Raw genomic sequence first — 20,934 nt, forward strand, 5'->3', positions numbered from 1 at the left:
CTCCTCCTTACGTAATAGAACGAATACGTGGATCAACAATGCGATGAATAATATCTGTAATGAAAATACAAGCAATTAATAATGCACTATAGAAAATCGTTGTTCCCATAATCACCGGATAGTCTCGGTTAAAAATACTATCTACAAAATATTTTCCTAGGCCAGGAATTGAAAAGATTTTTTCAATAACGAAAGTCCCTGTTAAGAGTCCAGCCATTAACGGTCCAACAAATGTAAGTACTGGAACAATCGCATTTCGAAGAGCGTGTCTTATAATAATCTTCTTAATTGGTATACCTTTTGCTCTTGCTAGCTTAATATAATCACTCTGCAGTACTTCGATCATATTAGAACGAACAAACCTTGTAATAACTGCGATTGGCCCTAACGCTAATGCAAAGGATGGCAATACCGTATGTTCGAATGTTCCCCAAGAGGCTACTGGTAAAAACTCAAATTGGATAGCGAATACTTGTATAAATAGTGGTGCTAAAATAAAACTTGGAATAGAAATACCTAAAATTGCGAGCAAACTCACACTATAGTCAATTACTCTCCCATGATATAGAGCAGCAAATGTCCCTACCGCAATTCCTACTAACAATGAAATAACAAGTGCTTGTAGACCAATAATTGCTGATGGACCAAAGCCAGTTGTTATAATTTCTGATACACCTTGCCCGGTTGATTGAACAGATTCACCAAAATCAAAATGAACTACACCGTCTAAATAAGCAACATATTGATTCCATAACGGTTCATCAAGTTGATACTTCGCTCTCATGTTTTGGATCACTTCTTCAGGAAAGATTTTTGCATCTGATGAAAATGGATCTCCCGGAATAATATGCATAATTAGAAATGTCACTGTCGTAATAACCCATAGTGTGAACACCATAACCGATAATTTTTTAATTACATACACTTCAATAACCCCCTAAACACATGAATTTACTTTGTTTTATGAATGTACTTTTTCCATTACTCCCTTTTCTCTTTTTAGAATACAAAAAGCCTTGATCTTAAAAAATAAGATCAAGGCTTAACAAACAAAGGCCCATCACTTATCTTTCAAGACTTGCTTGCTGGAATTAGCACGGTGTTCCTATTACAGAACCCGCTGCTGAGGTGTCATAGGGCCAGTCCCTCTACCTCTCTGGATAAGTAAATTGCTATATTATTATTTGGTTCAAATTGTATATTTCGAATTATAATTCTGAAAAATTGAAAAGTCAATCGAATTGGATAAATTTAGAAAAATCAGTTTTTAATTCTTTTATCGAAATTACAGTTTTCTGCTTATCATAACAAGAAATGATGTTAAAGGAGTTATAAGATGGATCCCTTACTTCTTGCTACTATAGGATTATCCTTAACAATCGTTATACTTGTCATCATCGGCTTCTATAAACTCTTTATTAAAAAGAAACGTATCACTTCTTTCTTATACCCCTTTCGATAATATTACCGGGCAAACTATTTCCGAATTTCACGAAGAACAGAAAATATTAGTATCTGAGGATGAAGACGGAGATGGTAAGAAGAAAAAATAACCTTGCACAGGCAAGGTTATTTTTTCGTTTCTGCTTGAAAACGTTTATAGTATGTCGATGCTGTTGCAAAATTAATTTCTATATCACGAATCAACGATGAATCTTCTTCTTTAGCTAACTTCTGTAATTTTTTCATCGCTTGTTCTGATTCATTCAAGAAACCAACATATACCTCATGTTCTTGCTCTTTCGACTTCGGAACACGAATTTCTTTACGTATATGATCAATATCTTCTAACATGCTCGTTGTTACCTTTTGCACGTCTTCTTTATATGTAGCATTCGTTATTTCCTTACCGCCCTTTTCTTTTGCCACTTCAAATAACTGGAGTGCTTTATTAATTTCTTTATTCATTTTTATATCGTATTTTTCATGTACTGCAAGGTATTCTTTCATCTCTTCTGTTTGTTCAGTAGATTGCTCTACCTTTTCTTTCGGTTCTTTCGTATCTTTATTTCCATTACATCCTGCTAGAAGGATCATACTTCCCATTACAGCAATACCCAAAACCTTCTTCATCTCTTCTTCTCCTTTTATCTACAGCTATTACTCGTTATAGTTTCTTTTATCTCCACTTGTTATTATACCGAGAACTCCCTACTTTTTACACTTAAGACGACATCGTAATATATATACCAACATGTTTGTCACAGTATCGTCACTTTATACAAATAACTTTTGCAATGCTTTACTACATCACCTTACAAAACTGTAAGCACACATAAAGAACAAACCATGCTAGACTTACATATGCATAACGCAAACATATGTAAGGTTTTAAGGAGAATCATCTATGTACAACACAATGCCTTTTATGGGAGAAGATATTCGTGTCCTTATTCGCGAAAAATCACTTCATATCGAAAATACAGAGAGCCTTCGCCGCGTATTAAAGAAGAAGCATGCTCCATTTAAGTTAGCTCAATATTTAAAACAACAACATACAAATCAATTTCATACCGTGCTAAATATATCGGATAAATCATTAACAATCGAAATCATCGGTCATGTCTACATTGGAAACTTTGCAGATACCTTAAAGGAAATCCCACGTATACCGAAGATTGCTCCTATTATCGTTAAAAAAGCGTATAAAATTACTGACCATACCGATATTATCGACTGTGGGGAAAAAGAAGTCGATAGTAATCGCTGGGTGTGGGATAAACTTGCTGTTTTATATGATACGATCATGAATAATATGTATGAGGTATTTCAAAGAAATGAAAAAAAGAACTGATTCAAACATTCCCTTTGAATCAGTTCTTTTTTGTTAAGCCTCTAAATTTTGTCTTTGTTGCAGTTCAAACTGCTTCTCACTTCTTCTGGCCATAAATAGATAACATAATACTGCTCCTACTTCACAAAGCGCAATAACAACACCCATCGGTAACGCTGTATTACTCCCACCAATACCTACTAGCGGAGCGACAAGCGCTCCTGAAATGAACTGTAATAAGCCTAATAAAGCTGACGCTGTTCCTGCAGCTTGCTTCTGATTTCTCATCGCTAATGAGAACCCAGTTGTTGATACAACCCCGACACTTGATACAACAAGGAATAACGAACATAAAACACCGATTAAACCTATTCCTAGTACGATTGTCAGTAGTAAAGATAGGCCACCAACAGCTGCGATAATAATACCAGCAACAAATAATGTCTTCTCATTCACTTTCCCCGCTAAACGACCCGTTACCTGACTAGCAATAATAATACCGATGCCGTTAATCGCAAAGAATAAACTAAATTGCTGTGGTGATGCTCCGTATATGTTCTGCAACACAAATGGTGAGCCCGAAATGTATGCAAACATTGCCGCTGTTACTAATCCTTGTGACAATGCATATCCCATAAACAGACGGTCCTTTAACAATTTTCCGTACGTCGCCAAAGTCCCTGACAAACCACCCGTTTCTCTTTCTTCAGGAGGTAATGTTTCACGCAATACAAAAGTAGCTGAGATTAACATGAATACGCTAATTGCTCCAAGAACGATGAAAACACCGCGCCACGTTGTGAACTGTAATAATTGCCCCCCAATAATCGGTGCCAAAATAGGTGCTGCTCCGTTTACTAACATAAGCAGTGAGAAAAACTTCGTCATTTCAGAACCTGAGTACATATCACGTACCATTGCACGTGATATAACAATCCCGGCTGATCCTGAAGCTCCTTGTAGGAAGCGCAATAATACTAATGTCCAAATAGATGGCGCAACAGCACAAAGTAAAGAAGAAGCAACATAAATAATAAGAGCAATAATAAGTGGTTTGCGTCTTCCGTAAATATCGCTAATTGAGCCAACAAATAATTGTCCTACTGACAGCCCAAGCAAACAAGCTGTTAATGTAAGCTGCGCTAGGGATGCACCTGTTTGCAAATCATCCGTTAACTTCGGTAATGAAGGCAAATACATATCAATAGATAATGGCCCAATCGCCGTAAGTGTTCCTAATACAAGAATCATCCATAACCTGTTTGCCTTTACAGGTTTGTATATTTCGTGATTAACTTCATTCACTTTTTCAATTCACCCTTTCCTATACACACTGAATCGTAACAATTATAGTTACATCATAAACATACGTCAAGTACAGCGCATTTTCCTCTTTCATAATGTAAAAAAAAGCGATAGAAATTCTATCGCTTTACTTTTTCACATTGCTATTCGTAAATTTAGATACCGAGGCCATCGTCTCTCCTGTATCTAAATATGTAATTTGAATTGGGTCTCCTACTTCTGTAAACATAGCATACGGGAATTTCTTCACTGGTATCATAAATACCTTTTGTTCATTCTCTAAAAGTACGTACACGATTGTATTTTCACCTGATTTCTCTTTATATACACGTTGTACAATACCTTCTTTTTGCGCTTCTTTTCCTGTTGAGGTTGGTCTAAAGGTATCACCATTACCGCTCATTACGTTTTTATAATTCTCAAGCGCTTCTTTCTGCGTCGAACCTGTCGCAAATATTTTTGCATTAGCAGCATATACAACTGTATGTGCACGTACTAGGCCTCCGTCATCAACAACCGGAATAATCCAAGCTGGTTTTCCGTATACGTTATAAATGACAGGCATTGTCCCATGCCATTTCTCTCTCTTAAAGGAATTATCCACTACTTCTGTAGCTGCTGAACCATCCATAATCCCCTTCACTTCTTTTCCATTATAGTAATATAGCTTGCCTGTGCGTGCATCTACTAATGAATAGCCTAGGGCTGAATCTACTCCTTCTTTTGGAGAAGTAAAGTCTGTAAAATAATACAGTGTTCCATCTTTACCAAAGATCGGGGTCACGCCTTCTTTCGTTCCCCACTCAGTCGGAATTTTCATATCTGTTTGTGAGAATTTCGTATTCCAAAATCCGTGAATATATTTACCAAAGTACGTATTTAACGTAGATGCAGTCTCATGATTTAATACACCATCAACAAATTTAGGTGCCTTTCCTTTATCATATCTTTTCACTTCACCTGTTTGTGCATCTACTACGACAACACCTTCTACCTCAAATCCAGATCTTCCTGAAATAAATTCACCATACGTCATTGTATAATATGGTTTTCCTTTATCATCAACCTCAAATTTAGGTTTTCCTTTAAAGATTAAATTTGGTTCTGCTTGCCTTACCACACGCTCTAAATTATTACCAAAAAACATGCTTGGCACATATTTCATTTTATAACCGAGGTGCAGTTTCGCTTCCGCATCAGGATTCGTACCTGACATCGTTACATACCCTGGAATTGTCTCAGCTTTACGCGCTTTAAAAAATCCTGAAACTTCAATCGGCGCTACATATAAAGCTTCGCCGTTTACCATTTGTGGCGTTAATTCTCCTAGCTCAAAATAAGCTACTTTCGGAATATCACCAAATACTTTTTTCATCTTATTCTCCGCTGTCTTTGGCGGCACTGTAAACGGCTGATCATTTTCAGTAAATGGCTCTGAAATATCTTTCTCTATCTTAACAACAGAATCATATTTCTTTTGCGAGATTACTATATCGTGCAAATAACCAAAGTAGCCGTAACTTGCGAGTAAAATAAACATTAGAAGTCCTTTTAATGTACCTTCTAATTTCCCTATTTGATCTTGTGAAAATAAAACAAGCCCAATTAAAATTGCTACTGCAACAGAATAATGAGTAAGAATCGAGTCTACTCGATCATCAATTAGCCAAAAGTATTCATAGATTGCAATACCTATCCAAAATAAAACAGGAATAACTAAAATAGATGATTTCTTACCCTTTACAACCTTCTTATCTCCCTTCTTATCCACTGCTCGAAGCTTACTACTACTTCTTGTCCATGGAATCAAAAACAAAGTAAGAATAGCTAAAACTACAAATTTCATCAAAGGCACTGTCCCCTTTTCTTTTGTATTCCCTTTTAGTATAACAAATAAAGGGTATTAAGGTGAAAATAGGAATAGTTATATTTTTTTACTACTTAATACAATCCCGCTCACTACATATAGAATAGATGCAATATAAAAAATTGTACCAATCGTAAAGAAATCTACTAAATATCCCGTGGCAATAACCGCTACTGCTCCGCCAATGGATGTCCACACATGGTATTTTCCAATCTCATAACCAGCCTTTTCCTGCGCAACCTTTCGTGCTAATGAAGTCTTCTCAGTATTACGCTGCACAGCACCTAAAACTCCCATTACAATTTGAAGAATATACACATGCCATACTTCCGTGGCAATCGGAAAGCAAAGCATTAAGATTGCCATGGACCAAGCGTATATGATTAATAATTTTTTATCACCTACTTGATCAGATACCTTTCCCACTAGTGGATATACAAGTGCTGATGTTAAAGCAAATAAGCCATACGCCCAGCCAAATTGCGAGAAGCTATTTCCAACGTTTCGAAGTAATAATATATAAAAAGGAAATACCATACTTCCTGCCATCATGATAATACTTTGCGAAGCCACAAATCTTCTATATGTCATTTCGTATACTCCCTATAAAATAAATTAACAAATCTCTCTTCTGAATCTACTTCCTTCTTTTTCTTGAGAAATTCTTCAATACGAGGATATGCCCTTTTTAACTGCTCTTTCGTTGGATAAGAATAGTACGGCAAATAGTAACTACCGTTATGCTTTAAAGTAACATCAATCATCTTCCGAATGACATCCTCTGTTTTCTTTATCTCACTCTCTGAGCGTCCCTGGTTAATCAAAAGAACCAGCGCAAACATATCATCTTTCGCATAGGACAAAACTGCATTTTCATTCTTTTCCACGTAACGAATCGTAATGTTGAGTAAATTAAACTCTTCTTCATTTAATGCGTTACGTAAATCATCTATATACTCCGTGAAAGCATCTATAGGCACAAAGTATTCTTGTAACACTTCGGTCCTATTTGGATTTTCATATTCCATAAAAGCACTATCTGATCTCATAACATTATTACGCGTCTCATACTTTCCATCTGTACGTTCAAAATAACCTCTTTGTATATCCCAAAATGTATTCTTTCCCCAATCACTATAACGTGATAACCCAAGTAAAAATTTAGGTGCAGCTATAATATTTTCTTCCTTTAATTCACTGTACTCTTCTCTCATATTTTGATTTTGTGCCAAAGTATAATCCGTCACATACATCTCTTTTAAAAATGAATTTGGAGCAACAGAAATACGCGCTAAGTGCATACGAACATTCTCATCTCTTTTCACTTTCTCTTTGAAATAAGATGCGTATTCTTTATAATCTATCATTCTCGTGTGCATTTCATATAATTCATCATCTGTTAACTTCAGCGTCACATCTAAAATAACTCCAAATAAACCGTAACCCCCAATGACATATGGAAATAACTCTGCATTTTCTTCTCTACTTACATTACGTACCGTGCCATCTGCCATTAACAATCTAAATGAATCTACTGTATCAATTAGTGCCTCATGACGAATATCACGCCCATGTACATTTACACTTAATGAACCACCAACAGTAAAAATATTTTGAGACTGCATGACCTGTACCGCAAGGCCATATGGATTTATTTTCTTCTGAATATCATTCCACGTGACACCACTTTGAACTGTAATACGCTTCTTCTCTGGATCGAATTCTAATATTTTATTATATCCTTTCATATCGAGCATCGTGCCATTCGGATAATATGTCTGTCCTCCTTGGCTATGTTGCATGCCTGCAATGGAAATTTTCTCTCCTGAAACTTTTGCATCTCGCACTAATTTTATTAACGAGTGCTCTTCCGTAGCACTTTCAACACGTTTTATTTTTGTCGGAAGCAATTTACCTACATCACTCATAATAGGATGATCAATTTGTTTTTTATACGTATGTACAGACGTTGCAAGCAAAACCGTATATGCGACAATGACCACTACTATCTTTCTTTTTTTCAAAGGACACTCTCCTTATTAGCAACAAAAAGAGATACCCGTTCTTTCAGGTACCTCTCTTGACAGTGATTACTTTGCTGCTGGCAATTGTATTGGATCAAATTTATCATACGATGTAAACTTCGCATCCGTAATAATGTGCGCTTTATCCTCACCATTGCTACTCATAACCATATCTATCTTTGCTGATTCATATTTAAAATCTTTTGTAATAATATATTCCCCATCTATTTCTTCTATCTTTGCATTTTGGCCTTGTAGCATTTGTTTCTGCTTTTCATCCATACTAGCTAACATACTCTCTGTCTCTTGCCCTTTTAATGCAAACTTCAGCTTATAATTATCTCCACTTTTCTCCATCTTCACTTTATTTAAAATTTCCGATGGAATCTCTAAATTATCTACCATTCCTTGAGTCGCATTCATTCCGTTAGCATTTAATTGTTCCTCTGGTACAGACATCACTTCACCCGTATTAGGATTTTTCAACTGACCAGCAATTTTGCCACCCACATCATAAACAACAACCTCTGTACCAGAAACATTCATTTCAGAACGAGAATTTTTTTGCTTCGGCTCTAATTGCATTTTGGCCTTTATTACATTCATCTCTGTTCCTTCAGCCTTTATTCCCACATCATATGTCATCGTTACATTTTCTTCGTTTTTAAAAGCTTCATTCGCTTTATTGAAAACATCCTTCGCTGTTAATTCCTTTTCTTTCTGCACAGCTTCTTTTTTCGGCTCATCAGTCTTTTTTGTTTTCTCATTACTACACCCTACTCCTAGACCGACTGCAAGTACTAAACTTGAAATTAAAATAAATTTTTTCATAACGTCCCCTCCTTCCCAAAAATAATATCATCTCTTTTCCTATGAAATCTATATAATTCGTAATATTCTTCTTTAAATTTATTTCCTATATAGCAACATGTTTGAGAAAAAGTTTAAATATGATGTAAATAATAACAACTCATTTCAGGAGGTCATTATGAAAGCTATTATTTGCACAAAGTATGGACCACCTAATGTTCTCCAGCTTCACAATATAGAAAAGCCTAAACCTAAGAAAAATGAAGTATTAGTTAAAATTCACGCAACAAGTGTATCGACTGGAGATTGTAGAATACGTGGCTTTAATAGCCCCCTCTTATTTTGGATTCCTATGCGGATCATATTAGGTTTCAGAAAACCGAGAAAACCTATACTTGGCGTAGAGTTATCCGGTGAAATCGAAGACATTGGATCAGATGTAACACAATTTAAAAAAGGAGATCCAGTTTTTGCATTAACAGAACTAAACCTTGGTGGTTATGCGGAATATACATGCGTGCATGAAAGTGGATTAATAGCATTAAAACCTACCAATGTGACATATGAAGAAGCTGCCGTTATTCCTTTTGGCGGAACTTCAGCATTGCACTTCCTTAGAAAAGGACAGATAAAAAAAGGGCAACAAGTACTTATATACGGCGCCTCTGGGTCAGTAGGGACAGCTGCCATACAGCTTGCTAAATACTTCGGGGCGACTGTCACAGCCATTTGTAGTAGTTCGAATTTCGATTTAGTAACAGCTTTAGGGGCAGACAACGTAATTGATTATATGAAAGAAGATTTTACTAAGCGGGGCGATCACTACGATATTATATTTGACGCAGTTGGAAAATATAAAAAGTCTCTTTGTACAGATGCATTAATGCCTAATGGAAAATATGTATCTGTGAACGGAATGATGGCAAAGGTCAGTAAAGAAGATATGAATCTACTAAAACAACTAGCTGAAACAGAAAAGCTAAAACCTGTTATTGATAGAACTTACCGATTAGAAGAAGTTGTAGAAGCCCATACGTATGTAGAAATGGGCCATAAGAAAGGAAACGTTTCAATTACCTTAAAATAAAATATATTCTGAAAATATCATTGACAATTTTTTTTGTACGATTTACTATTAGTACCATATTCAAAACTACATACACATACTCTTATCAAGAGTGGCGGAGGGACTGGCCCGATGATGCCCGGCAACCGAGCTTATGACGTATAAGCTAAGGTGCTAATTCCTGCAAAACGAGTTTTCGTTTTGGAAGATAAGAGAGGAAACTATTTCGTCTATTCGGCACCTCTCTTATTTTTGGGAGGTGCTTTTTATTTTGGAACGTATATGAAGGGGGATTTATAGATGAAAAAGGTATTATTAAGCATTGTAAGCGGAGCAGTATTATTATTAGGCGCATGTAGCGTGAGTTCAGATAAAGAGGTAAAAGCATTAGACGAGAAAAAGATTACTGTCGGTGTAACAGGTGGGCCGCATGAACAAATTTTTGAAAAGGTAAAAGAAGTTGCCGCAAAAGATGGCCTCGAAATTGATATAAAAGTATTTAATGATTATGTAGCGCCAAACGTATCTTTAGATGAAAAAAGCCTTGATGTAAATAGCTACCAAACAAAATCGTATTTAGATGTATTTAAAGCTGAACGCAATATGAAATTAGCTGAAGTATTTTCAACAGTAACATTCCCTATGGGCGTATATTCTAAAGATATAAAAGATGTAAAAGACTTAAAAGAGGGCGATGCAATTGCTGTACCAAATGACCCAACGAATGAACTGCGAGCTTTAAAATTATTTGAACAAGCAGGGGTTTTAAAAGTTGATCCAAAGGCTACAGAAAAAGCGACTGCAAAAGATGTAATTGAAAATCCAAAAAAATTAAAGATTGTCGAATTAGAGGCATCTCAATTACCAACGCAACTAAGTGAAGTGAAAGCAGCTGCAATTAACACAAACTTTGCATTAGGTGCAAAATTAAGTCCGGCGAAAGATTCTATTTTCCGCGAAGGAAAAGATTCACCATATGTGAACTGGGTCGTTGTTCGTACTGAAAATAAAGATGATGCCGTTGTAAATAAATTAAAGAAAGCTTATCAATCTAAAGAAGTAAAAGAGTTTATCGAGAAAAAATTTGATGGTTCAGTTTTACCATCTTGGTAGGAGCTGACGATAATGATTGAATTAAAAAACATATCCAAAGTATTTTCAACAAAAAAAGGGACTGTTGAGGCTCTTAAGTCTACTTCCCTTAAAGTAGAAAAAGGCGAGGTATTTGGAATCATTGGGTATAGCGGCGCTGGTAAAAGCACATTGATTCGATGTGTAAATTTATTAGAAAAACCAACGACAGGAAATATCATTGTAAACGAACAAGACTTAACAACGTTATCGACAAAAGAACTAGCAAAAGCGAGACAAAAAATCGGAATGATCTTTCAAGGATTCAATTTACTTAAAACTGTTACCATCTATGAAAACATTGCATTGCCTTTACGCCTTGCTGGCATTCCAAAAGCGGAAATTAAAAAAAGGGTAGAAAAACATTTACGCATTGTCGATCTTTTCAATCGAAAAGATGCTTATCCAAGTGAACTTTCTGGCGGTCAAAAACAGCGCGTTGCAATTGCACGTGCACTATCACATGAGCCTGAAGTGTTATTAAGTGATGAAGCAACGAGCGCTTTAGATCCAGAAACAACTGATTCTATTCTTGATTTGTTATTAAAGATTAACGAAGAAATTGGAATTACGATTTTACTCATTACACACGAAATGAACGTTATCCAACGTATATGCGACCGCGTTGCCGTTATGGAACATGGATCTGTAGTCGAAAGCGGGACTGTGAAAGATATTTTCACAAACCCACAACATGTAACAACGAAGAAATTTGTAAATAGCGCCTTTGCAGCTAAAATTCCAGAAGAGGTACAGAAAGAACTACAGAATACTGGAGAAATTGTAACACTTTCATTTATTGGCACTACTTCAGGTGAACCTGCCTTAGCTGTTGCCACAAAACGTTTCCAAGTGTATCCGAATATTTTATCCGGTAATATTACGCAGTTAAAACATGAAGCATATGGGAAACTAGTCGTTCATATGCAAGGAGAACAAAATGAAATCCACCGTGCTTTATCATTTTTACAAGAGCAAGGAATCATCGTAGAAGGAGGTAGAACAGATTATGGGAAACAAGTCCTTTTTGGATGAATGGGGTAAAGTCATATGGGAAGCCACAATTCAAACCTTTCAAATGACATCTATTTCATTACTCATCTCACTCCTTATTGCACTGCCACTTGGCGTCACACTTGTTTTAACGAGACCTGGTGGACAGCGTGAAAATAAAATCATCTATCCTATTCTTAATACAGTTATTAATATCATTCGCTCTCTTCCATTTATCATTCTATTATTCTTCATCTTACCTTTTACAAAGTTTCTAATGGGAACATCCATTGGCGTGCAAGGTGTTATCGTACCACTTGTCGTCTTCACAGCTCCCTATATCGCACGTTTAATGGAGACAGCCTTACTAGAAGTAGATCGAGGGGTTATTGAGGCCTATCAAGCGATGGGAGTCTCTACTATAAAAATCATTTGGCACGTCATGGTTAAAGAAGCTCGTCCCTCCCTTGTACTTGGATTAACAATTGCAACGATTGGCTTAATCGGCGCAACAGCAATGGCTGGTCTTGTAGGTGCTGGCGGGCTAGGGGACTTAGCATATCGCTTCGGACATTTACGCTATGAACCTGAAGTAATGTATGCAACCGTCTTTATTCTAATTATCCTCGTTCAAGGATTACAGTCTTTAGGTAATGGGGTTGCACGAAGACTGAAGAAAGATTAAAAAAGAAGGTATCTCACCAGGGTGAGATACCTTCTTTTTATCTTTTAAATCCGCCTTCTGAATGAATAACTTGCCCCGTAATCCACTCAGCTTCTTCACTTACTAAAAATTTAATGAGTCTAGCTGCATCCTTTGGCTCACCAATTCTGCCAAAAGGAAACATCGGCTTTAACCCTTGTTTTATCTCTTCAGTCATCCATCCTGTATCGGTTGGTCCTGGATTAATTGCATTCACTGTTATTCCTAATTGAGCTACTTCTGCTGACAACGTACTAGTAAGAGCATCAATAGCTCCCTTCGTTGTCGCATAAGCTAGTTCTCCTGCCATAGGACCTTGAAATTGCCCCGAAGTCATATTAACAATTCTACCACCAGATTTCTTATCAAATCCTCGGGCAAATTGACTACTGAGCAATGTAGTCGCACGAATATTAACCATATAATGCTTATCTAATTCTTCAGCAGTCAACGTAGAGAAATCATTATTCGTAGAATATGCTGCATTATTAATTAATATATGAGGGTACCCTAATTGTTCAGTAACTTTATTTAAAAGCTCTTTCGGTGCATCATTCCGAGTTAAATCTAACTCCATGCTCAATACTCTAACACCTTTTTGTAATAGCTCTTCTTTTAATTGTATTTGTTCATTTTTATCAACGCCCCAAGGCATCTCTTTATCATAATCCGTCCAATACGTAAAAAATATATCGTATCCTGCCTCAGCTAATTCTTTACAAATCGCTGCTCCTATACCGTCTAGACGACTTACGCCTGTAACAACTGCTACTTTATTTTTTAATTGGTTCATCATATACTCCTCCAAGTTTAAAGGACGCATATTTTATATAAGAGATATAAATTTCCCCACCTAGACCTCTGTCCTTACAAAAGGGATGTACAAGCCAACTATGCAGTCCTTGCATGATTTACAAATAGCTAAATAAACCCTCACTTATGAGAGAAAAATTCATCTATCCAATTTCTAATCATTACAAGTTCATCCACATATCGAGTCCTTGTCTCCTTTCCATATATCTCTGTTTCTATCATACCAATATGATGTACTATTTCAAATGATAAAAAAATAAAAACCAATATTCCATTCCAAACTTCTATCGAATTTATTATATTATAATATAATAAATAATGAAAATAATCAGAAAAATACTGGCAAATATTGACTAACCTTCTTATAATAAAACGTGGGGCTAATGTGAGAATTTAGTTTTAAACAAATAGGGGGAAGAAATATGTCAAAAAAATTACTTTCTTTATTTTCTGCAGTAATCGTAGCAGCTTTTGTAATAACCGGCTGTGGTCAAAGCGATACGACAAATAAAGAACAAAAAGAGAATGCAACAAAAGAAAGCAAAACGGAAAAAACAGATACAACGAAAGAAAGTAAACCTACTGAAAAAAAATCCGAAGATAAAAAAACTGAAGATAAAAAGCCTGAAAATACAGCTACTGGATCAAGCGACTACTCTAAGCTGATTTCCTATATGGAAAAAGAAACAGGTGGTAAAACAAAAGTTCTTTTTGAAAATAAAGAACCACAAGTCTATAAAGCTGAAGATGTTTCAGTATCAATGAATAGTTACACATTAGTTGAATTAAATGGATTCCATACAAACTTCGATATTCCGTTTAATCGTCAAACAGAAGGCGGAGTTATTCTTGTGAACTACAGCGTAAAAAATAGTTCAGCTAAAGATATTTATTATATGCCAGCATTGGACATGTCATTTACTGGCGCGCAGAAAGCATATAGTAACTATAAAGATTTAATTCCAAAAGAAGATCAGCTCCCAACTAAACTTGCTCCAACGAATGATTACTTAGTAAAAGCAGGAGAAACTATTTCTGGTTATATCGCTTATCCATTCGGAAAAGATGATCTAGCGAAAATTTCAAGTCTCTCAACAGTCTCAGTCACAGTCCCAACTGCACAAGCTAATAAAGGAAAATTTGATGCTCCAATCGGAAATCCTGGAAGCTTTTCATTAAGTTTAAACAAACAGGGTGCTGAAAAAGTTGCAACAGATAATACTTTCTACCAAGATAAAGCTACAGCTAATAACATGGGCGATAAAAAAATGTTAAAAGAGAAATCAAGTATTAATAACAATCAAGAATTAGGCGCTGTTAATGTTACATTAGACGGATACCAATTCACTCAATTCACACCAAATTCCGTCGAAGCTCCACGCTTTGCAAATTTTAAAAACGGTCTTGTTCTGTTAACAGTAAAATTCAAGCTTGATAACAAAGATGCTCAAGACGTTTCACTGTCTCCTATAAGCTCTACATTGAGAGTGAATGATGGTACACAATATACGATTAATGAAGGTATGCTATTAAATTATGACTATAATGCTTCAGTCAAAACAGGAACATCTGGAGAGTTACTACAAGTATATATTTTAGATCAAGAGCAGTATGAAAAGATTTGGAAAGACAAAAGCTTTGAGATTGAGTTAGGACCTATGAGAAATAAAGAAGCTAAAGATATTTCACAAGGTAAAAAAGCTAAATTTACATTACCTAAATAAATTAATAAATATATAATAGAAAAGGCATATAACATATGATTGTTATATGCCTTTTTCATTTTATAAAAACACCATTTTTGTTCACACTTTATCCATTGTGAATTTTTTCACAATGGATATATAATAAACATGTAAATAGAATATTGGAGGGATTTCAATGGTTATCAATTTTTTAAGAACTGATAAACGTGCTGCTTTCATATTATTATTTTTACGATTTTACATAGGATATGCATGGCTCGCTGCTGGGATAGGTAAAGTTTTCGGACAATCTTTTGATGCAAGTGGTTTTCTAAAGGGCGCTATCGCTCAAGCATCAGGTGACCATCCTGCAGTACAAAGTTGGTGGGCAGATTTTCTTCAAAATTTTGTTCTTCCAAACGCAGACCTATTTAGCTTTTTAGTTCAATGGGGAGAAATTTTAGTAGGTCTAGGTTTAATTTTAGGCGGATTAACAAAAACAGCTGCATTTTTCGGAATCATAATGAATCTTTCATTTTTATTAAGCGGAACTGTTAGTGTAAACCCAAATCTGCTTATTTTAACTATGTTCATTTTAGTTGCAGGGCAAAACGCTGGACGTATTGGATTAGATGACTATGTTTTCCCTAAACTTTTCCGTAAAAATAACCACGGAACATATAAATTAAGTAAAACTGCGTAGTAACAGTTTACTTTTAAAATATAAATAAGAAAAAGAGCCTGAGTATAGGCTCTTTTTCTTATTTATCCTAATTTAAACTTTTAACGAGCCACGAAAACCTCTGGCAGCATAGTAAGAGTCTGCTCCATTGTGGTACACGAAAACATGTCCGAAGCGATAATCGCAAAATAGAGCACCACCGAGTTCTCGAATATCTGAAGGTGTTTGTACCCAACTTGATGATTTCATGTCAAAATCCCCAAGTTGTTGCAATTCCCGATATTGTTCTTCCGTTAATAGTTCAATGCCCATAGCATTTGCAACATCAATAACATTATTTTCTGGTTTATGTTTTTTTCTTGATTCTAACGCTTCAAGATCATAACAAAGACTTCTGCGGCCTTTAGGACTCTCCTTTGAACAATCATAGAAAGTATATTCGTCCTTTTCTTCATCATAACCGACAACATCCGGCTCACCGCCAGTTACTTCCATTTCGTTAAGTGACCATAATTTTTCAGCATTAGCTTCTATCTTAGCTTCAACCTTAGCCCATTCAAGACCTTCATGGCGGTTCATATTTTTCTCAAAACGAGCTTGCAATACTTTCAATAACTCTTGACGTTTTTCTACTAGTAAGTCATTTTTATTTCCTGTCATATTAGTCCTCCCTGATGTGTGTACAGATATTAGTTTAAGTATATATTTTATAATAAATCATCTCAAGATGAAGACCGTTTCAGCCTTATGTGTTGTACAAACATCCATTATAAAGTTCTAAAACCCTCCATACTTTCTCTAAGAATATAGTGTGAAAACCACATCAAATTCTGCTTCATAATAGCTACATTCATTCCCGGCTGATTAGGACTATATGCCATTCCTTTAAATATAATTAATTCTGTATCCACTTCCATATCCATTAATCCTTGATATAGATCATATGCATTTGTAATTGGAATTCTTGCATCCTTTTCTCCATGCTGAATTAAGGTAGGCGTACAAGCTGATTCAATATACGTCATAGGTGATGTCTTCGTATATATCTCTGGATCATCCCATGGAGTATTTCCTAAATACATTCTAATAAAGTAAGGTATATCTGTATTTACATAATGGGTACTCCAGTTAGTGATTCCACCGCCAACTGAAATAGCTTTAAATCGACTACTAAATGTAGAACAGAAAGCTGATACATATCCACCGTTGCTCCATCCCATAACTCCTACTCTATCCTTGTCTACCATCCCTTTTTCTACTAGTTCATCCACTCCAGATATAACATCATCGTAGTCAGCAATCCCCTGTTTTCTATAGTTAGCTTTTAAAAATTCATTACCATAACCTGAACTTCCTCTGTAATTTGGTTCTAAAACGATAAAGCCTTTTTCAACAAACTGTTCAATCGGATATTTCTCATTGAAGCAGTCTGAAAATATCGGAAAAGATGCCCAAGCCGGACCGCCGTGAATTACTACTAATAAAGGATATTTTTTATTTATATCAAACTCTACTGGGGTGGATATAACCCCTTCTATTTCAAGACCATCACTACTTTTCCATGAGATGATTTCCCTGTTACTTTTAAGTTTCCCTTTGAAAAAGCTATTTTCATCCGTTATTTTTTCATCGTCTAAATAGATTTCAAAGGTTTCATTTGTTATTGCCTTATTGTAGGATATATATTTGCCATCCTTTGTTATAGAAGCATCCATTATAAAGCCATCTACTTTTTCGCTTAGTATTTCCACAGTTCCATCTTCAGCTAGCAACCCAATAAGATAATTCGTTTTATTCTGCCATCTAATTAAAATCCCTTTAGCTGTCCACTGTAATGGCATAACCGTACTATCAAAATCTGTTAAAGGTTGAATTAGCTCTCCATTATGAATATCATATATCTCTAACGTACTATCTTGTATATAGTTTCTATAGTAATCCCTCTCTCTTATGCTTGCTGAGTAACAAATTTTGCTGCCCTCTGGAGAAAAGCAAACACTCCCTCCCAACAATTTATCCACATTCAGCTTTAATATGGAGTATGTATAGATCTCCATTTATATAATCTGCCATATTTGAGCTTGGTGTCGCCATAAATACAACCTTTTTACCATCATTTGAAATATCAAATTCATGGATATGAAAATCCTTACCATCAGTTAATCGATAAACAACTCTGTTCTCGTGTTCATCTGTATCACTTTGTATCACCTTTTCTATTTCAATGTAATATAAACAATTATTCTGGTGTTCTTTACTTACATGATGGAAATCTCCATATAATTCCTTACGTTTCTTTATTTCCTCACATTCTTTTGACTGTGCAACATAATAAAAACCTTTACCAGCAGGATCCCATTTGAATGTACTAATTCCTTCCTTCTCATCAGTAATTTGAACCTCGCTATAACCATCTAGCGACTTAACAAATATCTGATTTTTCCCATCACCAACTGGACTAAGATATGCGATACACTTAGCATCCGGAGACCATAATGGGTGTGTACTATCTATATCCCCATTTGATAATGGGTAACTCTGCTTCTTATCTTTTTCATATATCCATACATGATTCCTATATGTATTGTCTTTCCAATCAGCCGTCTTCTTTACAAATGCTACGTTTTTACCATCATCACTTATGTTTGTACTTGATAAGGTTGGTAATGAAATAACCTCTTCTATACTTAGATATGTTTTTTTAATCGTTTTCATCAATATCCCCCCTGAAATGTCCATAAATCTCTCGTCTCTTTTTGTCGTAATCAAAGAAATTGTTCATGAATACTTAAAATAATAATGGAAAATTCAGATAAATAAAAGTGAATTCGATAAAGTAAAACTTTAATCTATAGGGTTCTATCCACTTACCAATTCTAGATGTTATTTTTCGACACAAAAACACCCCTTTAGATAAAATATCTAAAGGGGTGCAAATTTGTAAATTTATTTTAAAGCTACAACTATATTTATTAACCTACCAATCTCCTACTCAACAGTAACAGACTTAGCTAAGTTACGTGGCTTATCAACGTCACACTCGCGGTGAAGTGCTGCGTAGTATGAAATAAGTTGTAATGGAATAACTGCTACTAGCGGTGCTAGTGCTTCGTGTACAGCTGGTAATACGAAGCTGTCTCCTTCCATTTCTAAGCCTTTCATTGAGATGATACATGGGTTAGCTCCGCGTGCTACTACCTCTTTCACGTTGCCGCGAATTCCAAGGTTTACGTGCTCTTGTGTAGCAAGTGCGATAACTGGTGTACCATTTTCGATTAAAGCGATTGTACCGTGTTTTAACTCTCCTCCAGCGAATCCTTCTGCTTGGATGTAAGAGATTTCTTTTAGTTTTAACGCACCTTCTAATCCTACGTAGAAGTCTACGCTACGTCCGATGAAGAAACAGTTACGCGTTGTCGCTAAAAATTGTTTTGCTAATGCGTCCATTTCTTCTTTTTGATCACAAAGTTCTATCATTGCATTTGCTACAAGTCCTAGTTCGTGTGTTAAATCGAAATCAAGAACTTCACCTTTTGCTTTAGCAATATCAGCTGCTAAAATTGAAAGTACTGCAAGCTGTGCTGTGTAAGCTTTCGTTGATGCAACTGCAATTTCTGGTCCAGCATATAACGGAAGTGTATAATCAGCTTCACGAGAAAGAGTAGAACCAGGCACGTTTGTAATTGTTAATGCTTTATGACCCATTTCATTTGTTTGTACAAGTACTGCACGACTATCAGCAGTTTCACCACTTTGTGAAATGTAAATGAAGAATGGTCTTTCTGTTAATAATGGCATGTTGTAAGAGAATTCACTTGCTACATGCACTTCAACTGGCATTTTTGCAAACTTCTCGATAAATTGTTTTCCAACAAGACCTGCATGATAGCTCGTTCCACATGCAATGATGTAAATACGATCGCTATCTAAAATCGCATTGCGAATGTCTTGATTTAATTCAATCTCGCCATTTTCATCTTGATACTTTTGAATTATATTACGGATTACAAGTGGTTGCTCATCGATTTCTTTAAGCATGAAATGAGGGTATGTTCCTTTTTCAATATCACTTGCATCTAATTCCGCTGTAAACGGTGCACGTTCAATCGTTTCACCTTGTAAGTTTTTAATTGTAATACTTTCTTTCGTTACGATTACGATTTCTTTATCCATTAACTCAATAAATTGATCTGTAACTTGTAACATCGCCATAGCGTCGCTCGCCACAACATTAAAGTTGTCACCAACACCTACTAATAGCGGGCTTTTGTTTTTAGCAACATAAATCATGTTTGGATTTTCAGCATCAAGTAATCCGATTGCATAAGAGCCATGTAAAAGAGATAGCGTATTACGGAACGCTTCTTCTACACTTAATCCTGTGCTCACTTGTTGTTCCATAAGCTGTACGATAATCTCTGTATCTGTTTCACTTACGAACGTTACATCTTGTAAATATTCCTTTTTCACTAATTCATAGTTTTCAATTACACCGTTATGAACTAGTGTAAAGCGTTTTGATGTACTTTGATGCGGATGCGCGTTTACTTTACTTGGAACACCGTGTGTAGCCCAGCGTGTGTGTCCGATACCTACGCTTGCTGCTACATTCTCATCTACGATTTCACGAAGTTTTGCGATACGGCCTTTTTCTTTGTATACAACAACACCGTTCTCTGCTTGTACTGCAATACCTGCTGAATCATATCCACGATATTCTAGCTTTTCTAAACCTTTTAATAAAATTTCCTTTGCATCTTGCTCTCCAATAAATCCTACGATTCCACACATGTTTAGTCGCCGTTACAAATGCTTACACTGCTCTGCGAACATGTAACGACATAGTCCGATACCATTTTTATTTATACTAAAAAAACGGATTACATATTGCTAGCCCTGTAAGCTTGTAACGGCTTTCACCTTCCTCTCGATTGGGTTTAAGTCCGTATATACTTATACAGCTAGTTTTCATCCGTTCCTCTTCTCTCATCACACTTTCACCTTTGTCCACTAAGTCACCTTAATGATTTAAGTAAAAGTTTGCGGTTGTGATGAACAACCGGGAGTCATCCGCCGAAATCT

17 protein-coding genes, 3 pseudogenes and 2 riboswitches are annotated in these 20,934 nt (G+C 35.7%); of the genes and pseudogenes, 8 read left to right on the plus strand and 12 right to left on the minus strand.

Annotated elements, in window-relative coordinates; all coding sequences use genetic code 11:
* Nucleotides 1-7: 7 nt before the first annotated feature.
* Nucleotides 8-925 carry an ABC transporter permease gene (locus ATL10_RS25210; protein WP_110497783.1) on the minus strand — a complete coding sequence of 306 codons (918 nt, stop codon included), beginning with the start codon at nt 923-925 and terminating at the stop codon, nt 8-10.
* Between the two features lie 136 nt (nt 926-1,061).
* Nucleotides 1,062-1,167, minus strand: a riboswitch (SAM riboswitch).
* A gap of 169 nt (nt 1,168-1,336) precedes the next feature.
* Between ATL10_RS25210 and ATL10_RS25215 the strand changes: the two are divergent.
* Nucleotides 1,337-1,553 (plus strand): annotated as a pseudogene (locus ATL10_RS25215) (DUF3951 domain-containing protein).
* Nucleotides 1,554-1,569: 16 nt separating this feature from the next.
* Here ATL10_RS25215 and ATL10_RS25220 read toward each other — a convergent pair.
* The gene (locus tag ATL10_RS25220; protein WP_000756523.1) at nt 1,570-2,073 is read right to left on the minus strand and encodes a hypothetical protein; all 504 of its coding nucleotides are present in this window, start codon (nt 2,071-2,073) and stop codon (nt 1,570-1,572) included.
* 274 nt (nt 2,074-2,347) lie between these two features.
* Here ATL10_RS25220 and ATL10_RS25225 point away from each other — a divergent pair, with 274 nt between their 5' ends.
* Nucleotides 2,348-2,794, plus strand: a complete 447-nt coding sequence (locus tag ATL10_RS25225; protein WP_000282869.1) for a hypothetical protein — start codon at nt 2,348-2,350, stop codon at nt 2,792-2,794.
* A 33-nt stretch (nt 2,795-2,827) separates the two neighbouring features.
* Here ATL10_RS25225 and ATL10_RS25230 read toward each other — a convergent pair whose 3' ends face one another.
* From ATL10_RS25230 to ATL10_RS25250, 5 genes are all read right to left on the minus strand, one after another.
* The gene (locus tag ATL10_RS25230; RefSeq protein ID WP_223266695.1) at nt 2,828-4,087 is read right to left on the minus strand and encodes a multidrug effflux MFS transporter; all 1,260 of its coding nucleotides are present in this window, start codon (nt 4,085-4,087) and stop codon (nt 2,828-2,830) included.
* Nucleotides 4,088-4,205: 118 nt separating this feature from the next.
* Nucleotides 4,206-5,924: a DUF3981 domain-containing protein gene (locus ATL10_RS25235; RefSeq protein ID WP_069354754.1), complete on the minus strand. Its 1,719-nt coding sequence runs from the start codon at nt 5,922-5,924 to the stop codon at nt 4,206-4,208.
* A gap of 78 nt (nt 5,925-6,002) precedes the next feature.
* Nucleotides 6,003-6,536 carry an MFS transporter gene (locus ATL10_RS25240; protein ID WP_000222367.1) on the minus strand — a complete coding sequence of 178 codons (534 nt, stop codon included), beginning with the start codon at nt 6,534-6,536 and terminating at the stop codon, nt 6,003-6,005.
* Nucleotides 6,533-7,969, minus strand: coding sequence for an FAD-binding oxidoreductase (locus ATL10_RS25245; RefSeq protein ID WP_000746313.1), 1,437 nt, complete (start codon nt 7,967-7,969; stop codon nt 6,533-6,535). Before ATL10_RS25245 ends, ATL10_RS25240 begins: the two co-directional genes overlap by 4 nt.
* Nucleotides 7,970-8,035: 66 nt before the next feature.
* A complete protein-coding gene (locus ATL10_RS25250; RefSeq protein WP_000713524.1) occupies nt 8,036-8,800 on the minus strand; it encodes a DUF6612 family protein in 765 nt (254 codons plus the stop codon).
* Nucleotides 8,801-8,957: 157 nt separating this feature from the next.
* Here ATL10_RS25250 and ATL10_RS25255 point away from each other — a divergent pair, with 157 nt between their 5' ends.
* The 4 genes from ATL10_RS25255 to ATL10_RS25270 all read left to right on the plus strand — a co-directional run bounded on the left by ATL10_RS25255 (nt 8,958) and on the right by ATL10_RS25270 (nt 12,654).
* Complete coding sequence (locus ATL10_RS25255) at nt 8,958-9,866, plus strand: NAD(P)-dependent alcohol dehydrogenase (protein ID WP_097925014.1); 909 nt, start codon at nt 8,958-8,960, stop codon at nt 9,864-9,866.
* Between the two features lie 79 nt (nt 9,867-9,945).
* Nucleotides 9,946-10,060: riboswitch (SAM riboswitch) on the plus strand.
* An 85-nt stretch (nt 10,061-10,145) separates the two neighbouring features.
* Nucleotides 10,146-10,958, plus strand: coding sequence for a MetQ/NlpA family ABC transporter substrate-binding protein (locus ATL10_RS25260; protein ID WP_097925016.1), 813 nt, complete (start codon nt 10,146-10,148; stop codon nt 10,956-10,958).
* A 12-nt stretch (nt 10,959-10,970) separates the two neighbouring features.
* A complete protein-coding gene (locus ATL10_RS25265; protein WP_110497785.1) occupies nt 10,971-12,011 on the plus strand; it encodes a methionine ABC transporter ATP-binding protein in 1,041 nt (346 codons plus the stop codon).
* On the plus strand, nt 11,986-12,654 hold the full coding sequence (locus ATL10_RS25270) for a methionine ABC transporter permease (protein ID WP_061660792.1): 669 nt from the start codon (nt 11,986-11,988) through the stop codon (nt 12,652-12,654). The genes ATL10_RS25265 and ATL10_RS25270 overlap by 26 nt, the downstream gene beginning before the upstream one ends.
* Nucleotides 12,655-12,691: 37 nt before the next feature.
* Here ATL10_RS25270 and ATL10_RS25275 read toward each other — a convergent pair whose 3' ends face one another.
* Complete coding sequence (locus tag ATL10_RS25275) at nt 12,692-13,468, minus strand: SDR family oxidoreductase (protein ID WP_002094237.1); 777 nt, start codon at nt 13,466-13,468, stop codon at nt 12,692-12,694.
* A gap of 439 nt (nt 13,469-13,907) precedes the next feature.
* Between ATL10_RS25275 and ATL10_RS25280 the strand changes: the two genes are divergently transcribed.
* Entirely contained in the window at nt 13,908-15,209 is a 1,302-nt protein-coding gene (locus tag ATL10_RS25280) for a DUF5068 domain-containing protein (protein WP_000038602.1), read from the plus strand.
* A gap of 157 nt (nt 15,210-15,366) precedes the next feature.
* Nucleotides 15,367-15,873 (plus strand): DoxX family membrane protein, encoded by a 507-nt coding sequence (locus tag ATL10_RS25285; protein ID WP_061660795.1) that lies wholly within the window; start codon nt 15,367-15,369, stop codon nt 15,871-15,873.
* A gap of 72 nt (nt 15,874-15,945) precedes the next feature.
* Here the strand turns inward: ATL10_RS25285 and ATL10_RS25290 are convergent, their stop codons facing one another.
* From ATL10_RS25290 to ATL10_RS31985, 4 genes and pseudogenes are all read right to left on the minus strand, one after another.
* Nucleotides 15,946-16,512: a DUF4256 domain-containing protein gene (locus ATL10_RS25290; RefSeq protein WP_000147403.1), complete on the minus strand. Its 567-nt coding sequence runs from the start codon at nt 16,510-16,512 to the stop codon at nt 15,946-15,948.
* Between the two features lie 107 nt (nt 16,513-16,619).
* Nucleotides 16,620-18,567, minus strand: a pseudogene (locus ATL10_RS25295) (alpha/beta hydrolase family protein).
* Nucleotides 18,568-18,840: 273 nt separating this feature from the next.
* Entirely contained in the window at nt 18,841-20,643 is a 1,803-nt protein-coding gene (gene glmS, locus ATL10_RS25300; RefSeq protein ID WP_000334155.1) for a glutamine--fructose-6-phosphate transaminase (isomerizing), read from the minus strand.
* 12 nt (nt 20,644-20,655) lie between these two features.
* Nucleotides 20,656-20,842: pseudogene (locus tag ATL10_RS31985) on the minus strand (hypothetical protein).
* Nucleotides 20,843-20,934: the final 92 nt, after the last annotated feature.

The organism is Bacillus sp. 196mf (assembly GCF_003217275.1).
Lineage (GTDB): Bacteria > Bacillota > Bacilli > Bacillales > Bacillaceae_G > Bacillus_A > Bacillus_A thuringiensis_S.

Excerpts from the sequence above, each read along its gene's own strand:
- ATL10_RS25250 (WP_000713524.1), bottom strand. The coding sequence starts at position 8,800 with ATGAAAAAATTTATTTTAATTTCAAGTTTAGTACTTGCAGTCGGTCTA.
- ATL10_RS25290 (WP_000147403.1), bottom strand. The coding sequence starts at position 16,512 with ATGACAGGAAATAAAAATGACTTACTAGTAGAAAAACGTCAAGAGTTA.
- ATL10_RS25275 (WP_002094237.1), bottom strand. The coding sequence starts at position 13,468 with ATGATGAACCAATTAAAAAATAAAGTAGCAGTTGTTACAGGCGTAAGT.
- ATL10_RS25240 (WP_000222367.1), bottom strand. The coding sequence starts at position 6,536 with ATGACATATAGAAGATTTGTGGCTTCGCAAAGTATTATCATGATGGCA.
- ATL10_RS25220 (WP_000756523.1), bottom strand. The coding sequence starts at position 2,073 with ATGAAGAAGGTTTTGGGTATTGCTGTAATGGGAAGTATGATCCTTCTA.
- ATL10_RS25270 (WP_061660792.1), top strand. The coding sequence starts at position 11,986 with ATGGGAAACAAGTCCTTTTTGGATGAATGGGGTAAAGTCATATGGGAA.
- ATL10_RS25235 (WP_069354754.1), bottom strand. The coding sequence starts at position 5,924 with ATGAAATTTGTAGTTTTAGCTATTCTTACTTTGTTTTTGATTCCATGG.
- glmS (WP_000334155.1), bottom strand. The coding sequence starts at position 20,643 with ATGTGTGGAATCGTAGGATTTATTGGAGAGCAAGATGCAAAGGAAATT.
- ATL10_RS25260 (WP_097925016.1), top strand. The coding sequence starts at position 10,146 with ATGAAAAAGGTATTATTAAGCATTGTAAGCGGAGCAGTATTATTATTA.
- ATL10_RS25265 (WP_110497785.1), top strand. The coding sequence starts at position 10,971 with ATGATTGAATTAAAAAACATATCCAAAGTATTTTCAACAAAAAAAGGG.
- ATL10_RS25255 (WP_097925014.1), top strand. The coding sequence starts at position 8,958 with ATGAAAGCTATTATTTGCACAAAGTATGGACCACCTAATGTTCTCCAG.
- ATL10_RS25225 (WP_000282869.1), top strand. The coding sequence starts at position 2,348 with ATGTACAACACAATGCCTTTTATGGGAGAAGATATTCGTGTCCTTATT.
- ATL10_RS25285 (WP_061660795.1), top strand. The coding sequence starts at position 15,367 with ATGGTTATCAATTTTTTAAGAACTGATAAACGTGCTGCTTTCATATTA.
- ATL10_RS25280 (WP_000038602.1), top strand. The coding sequence starts at position 13,908 with ATGTCAAAAAAATTACTTTCTTTATTTTCTGCAGTAATCGTAGCAGCT.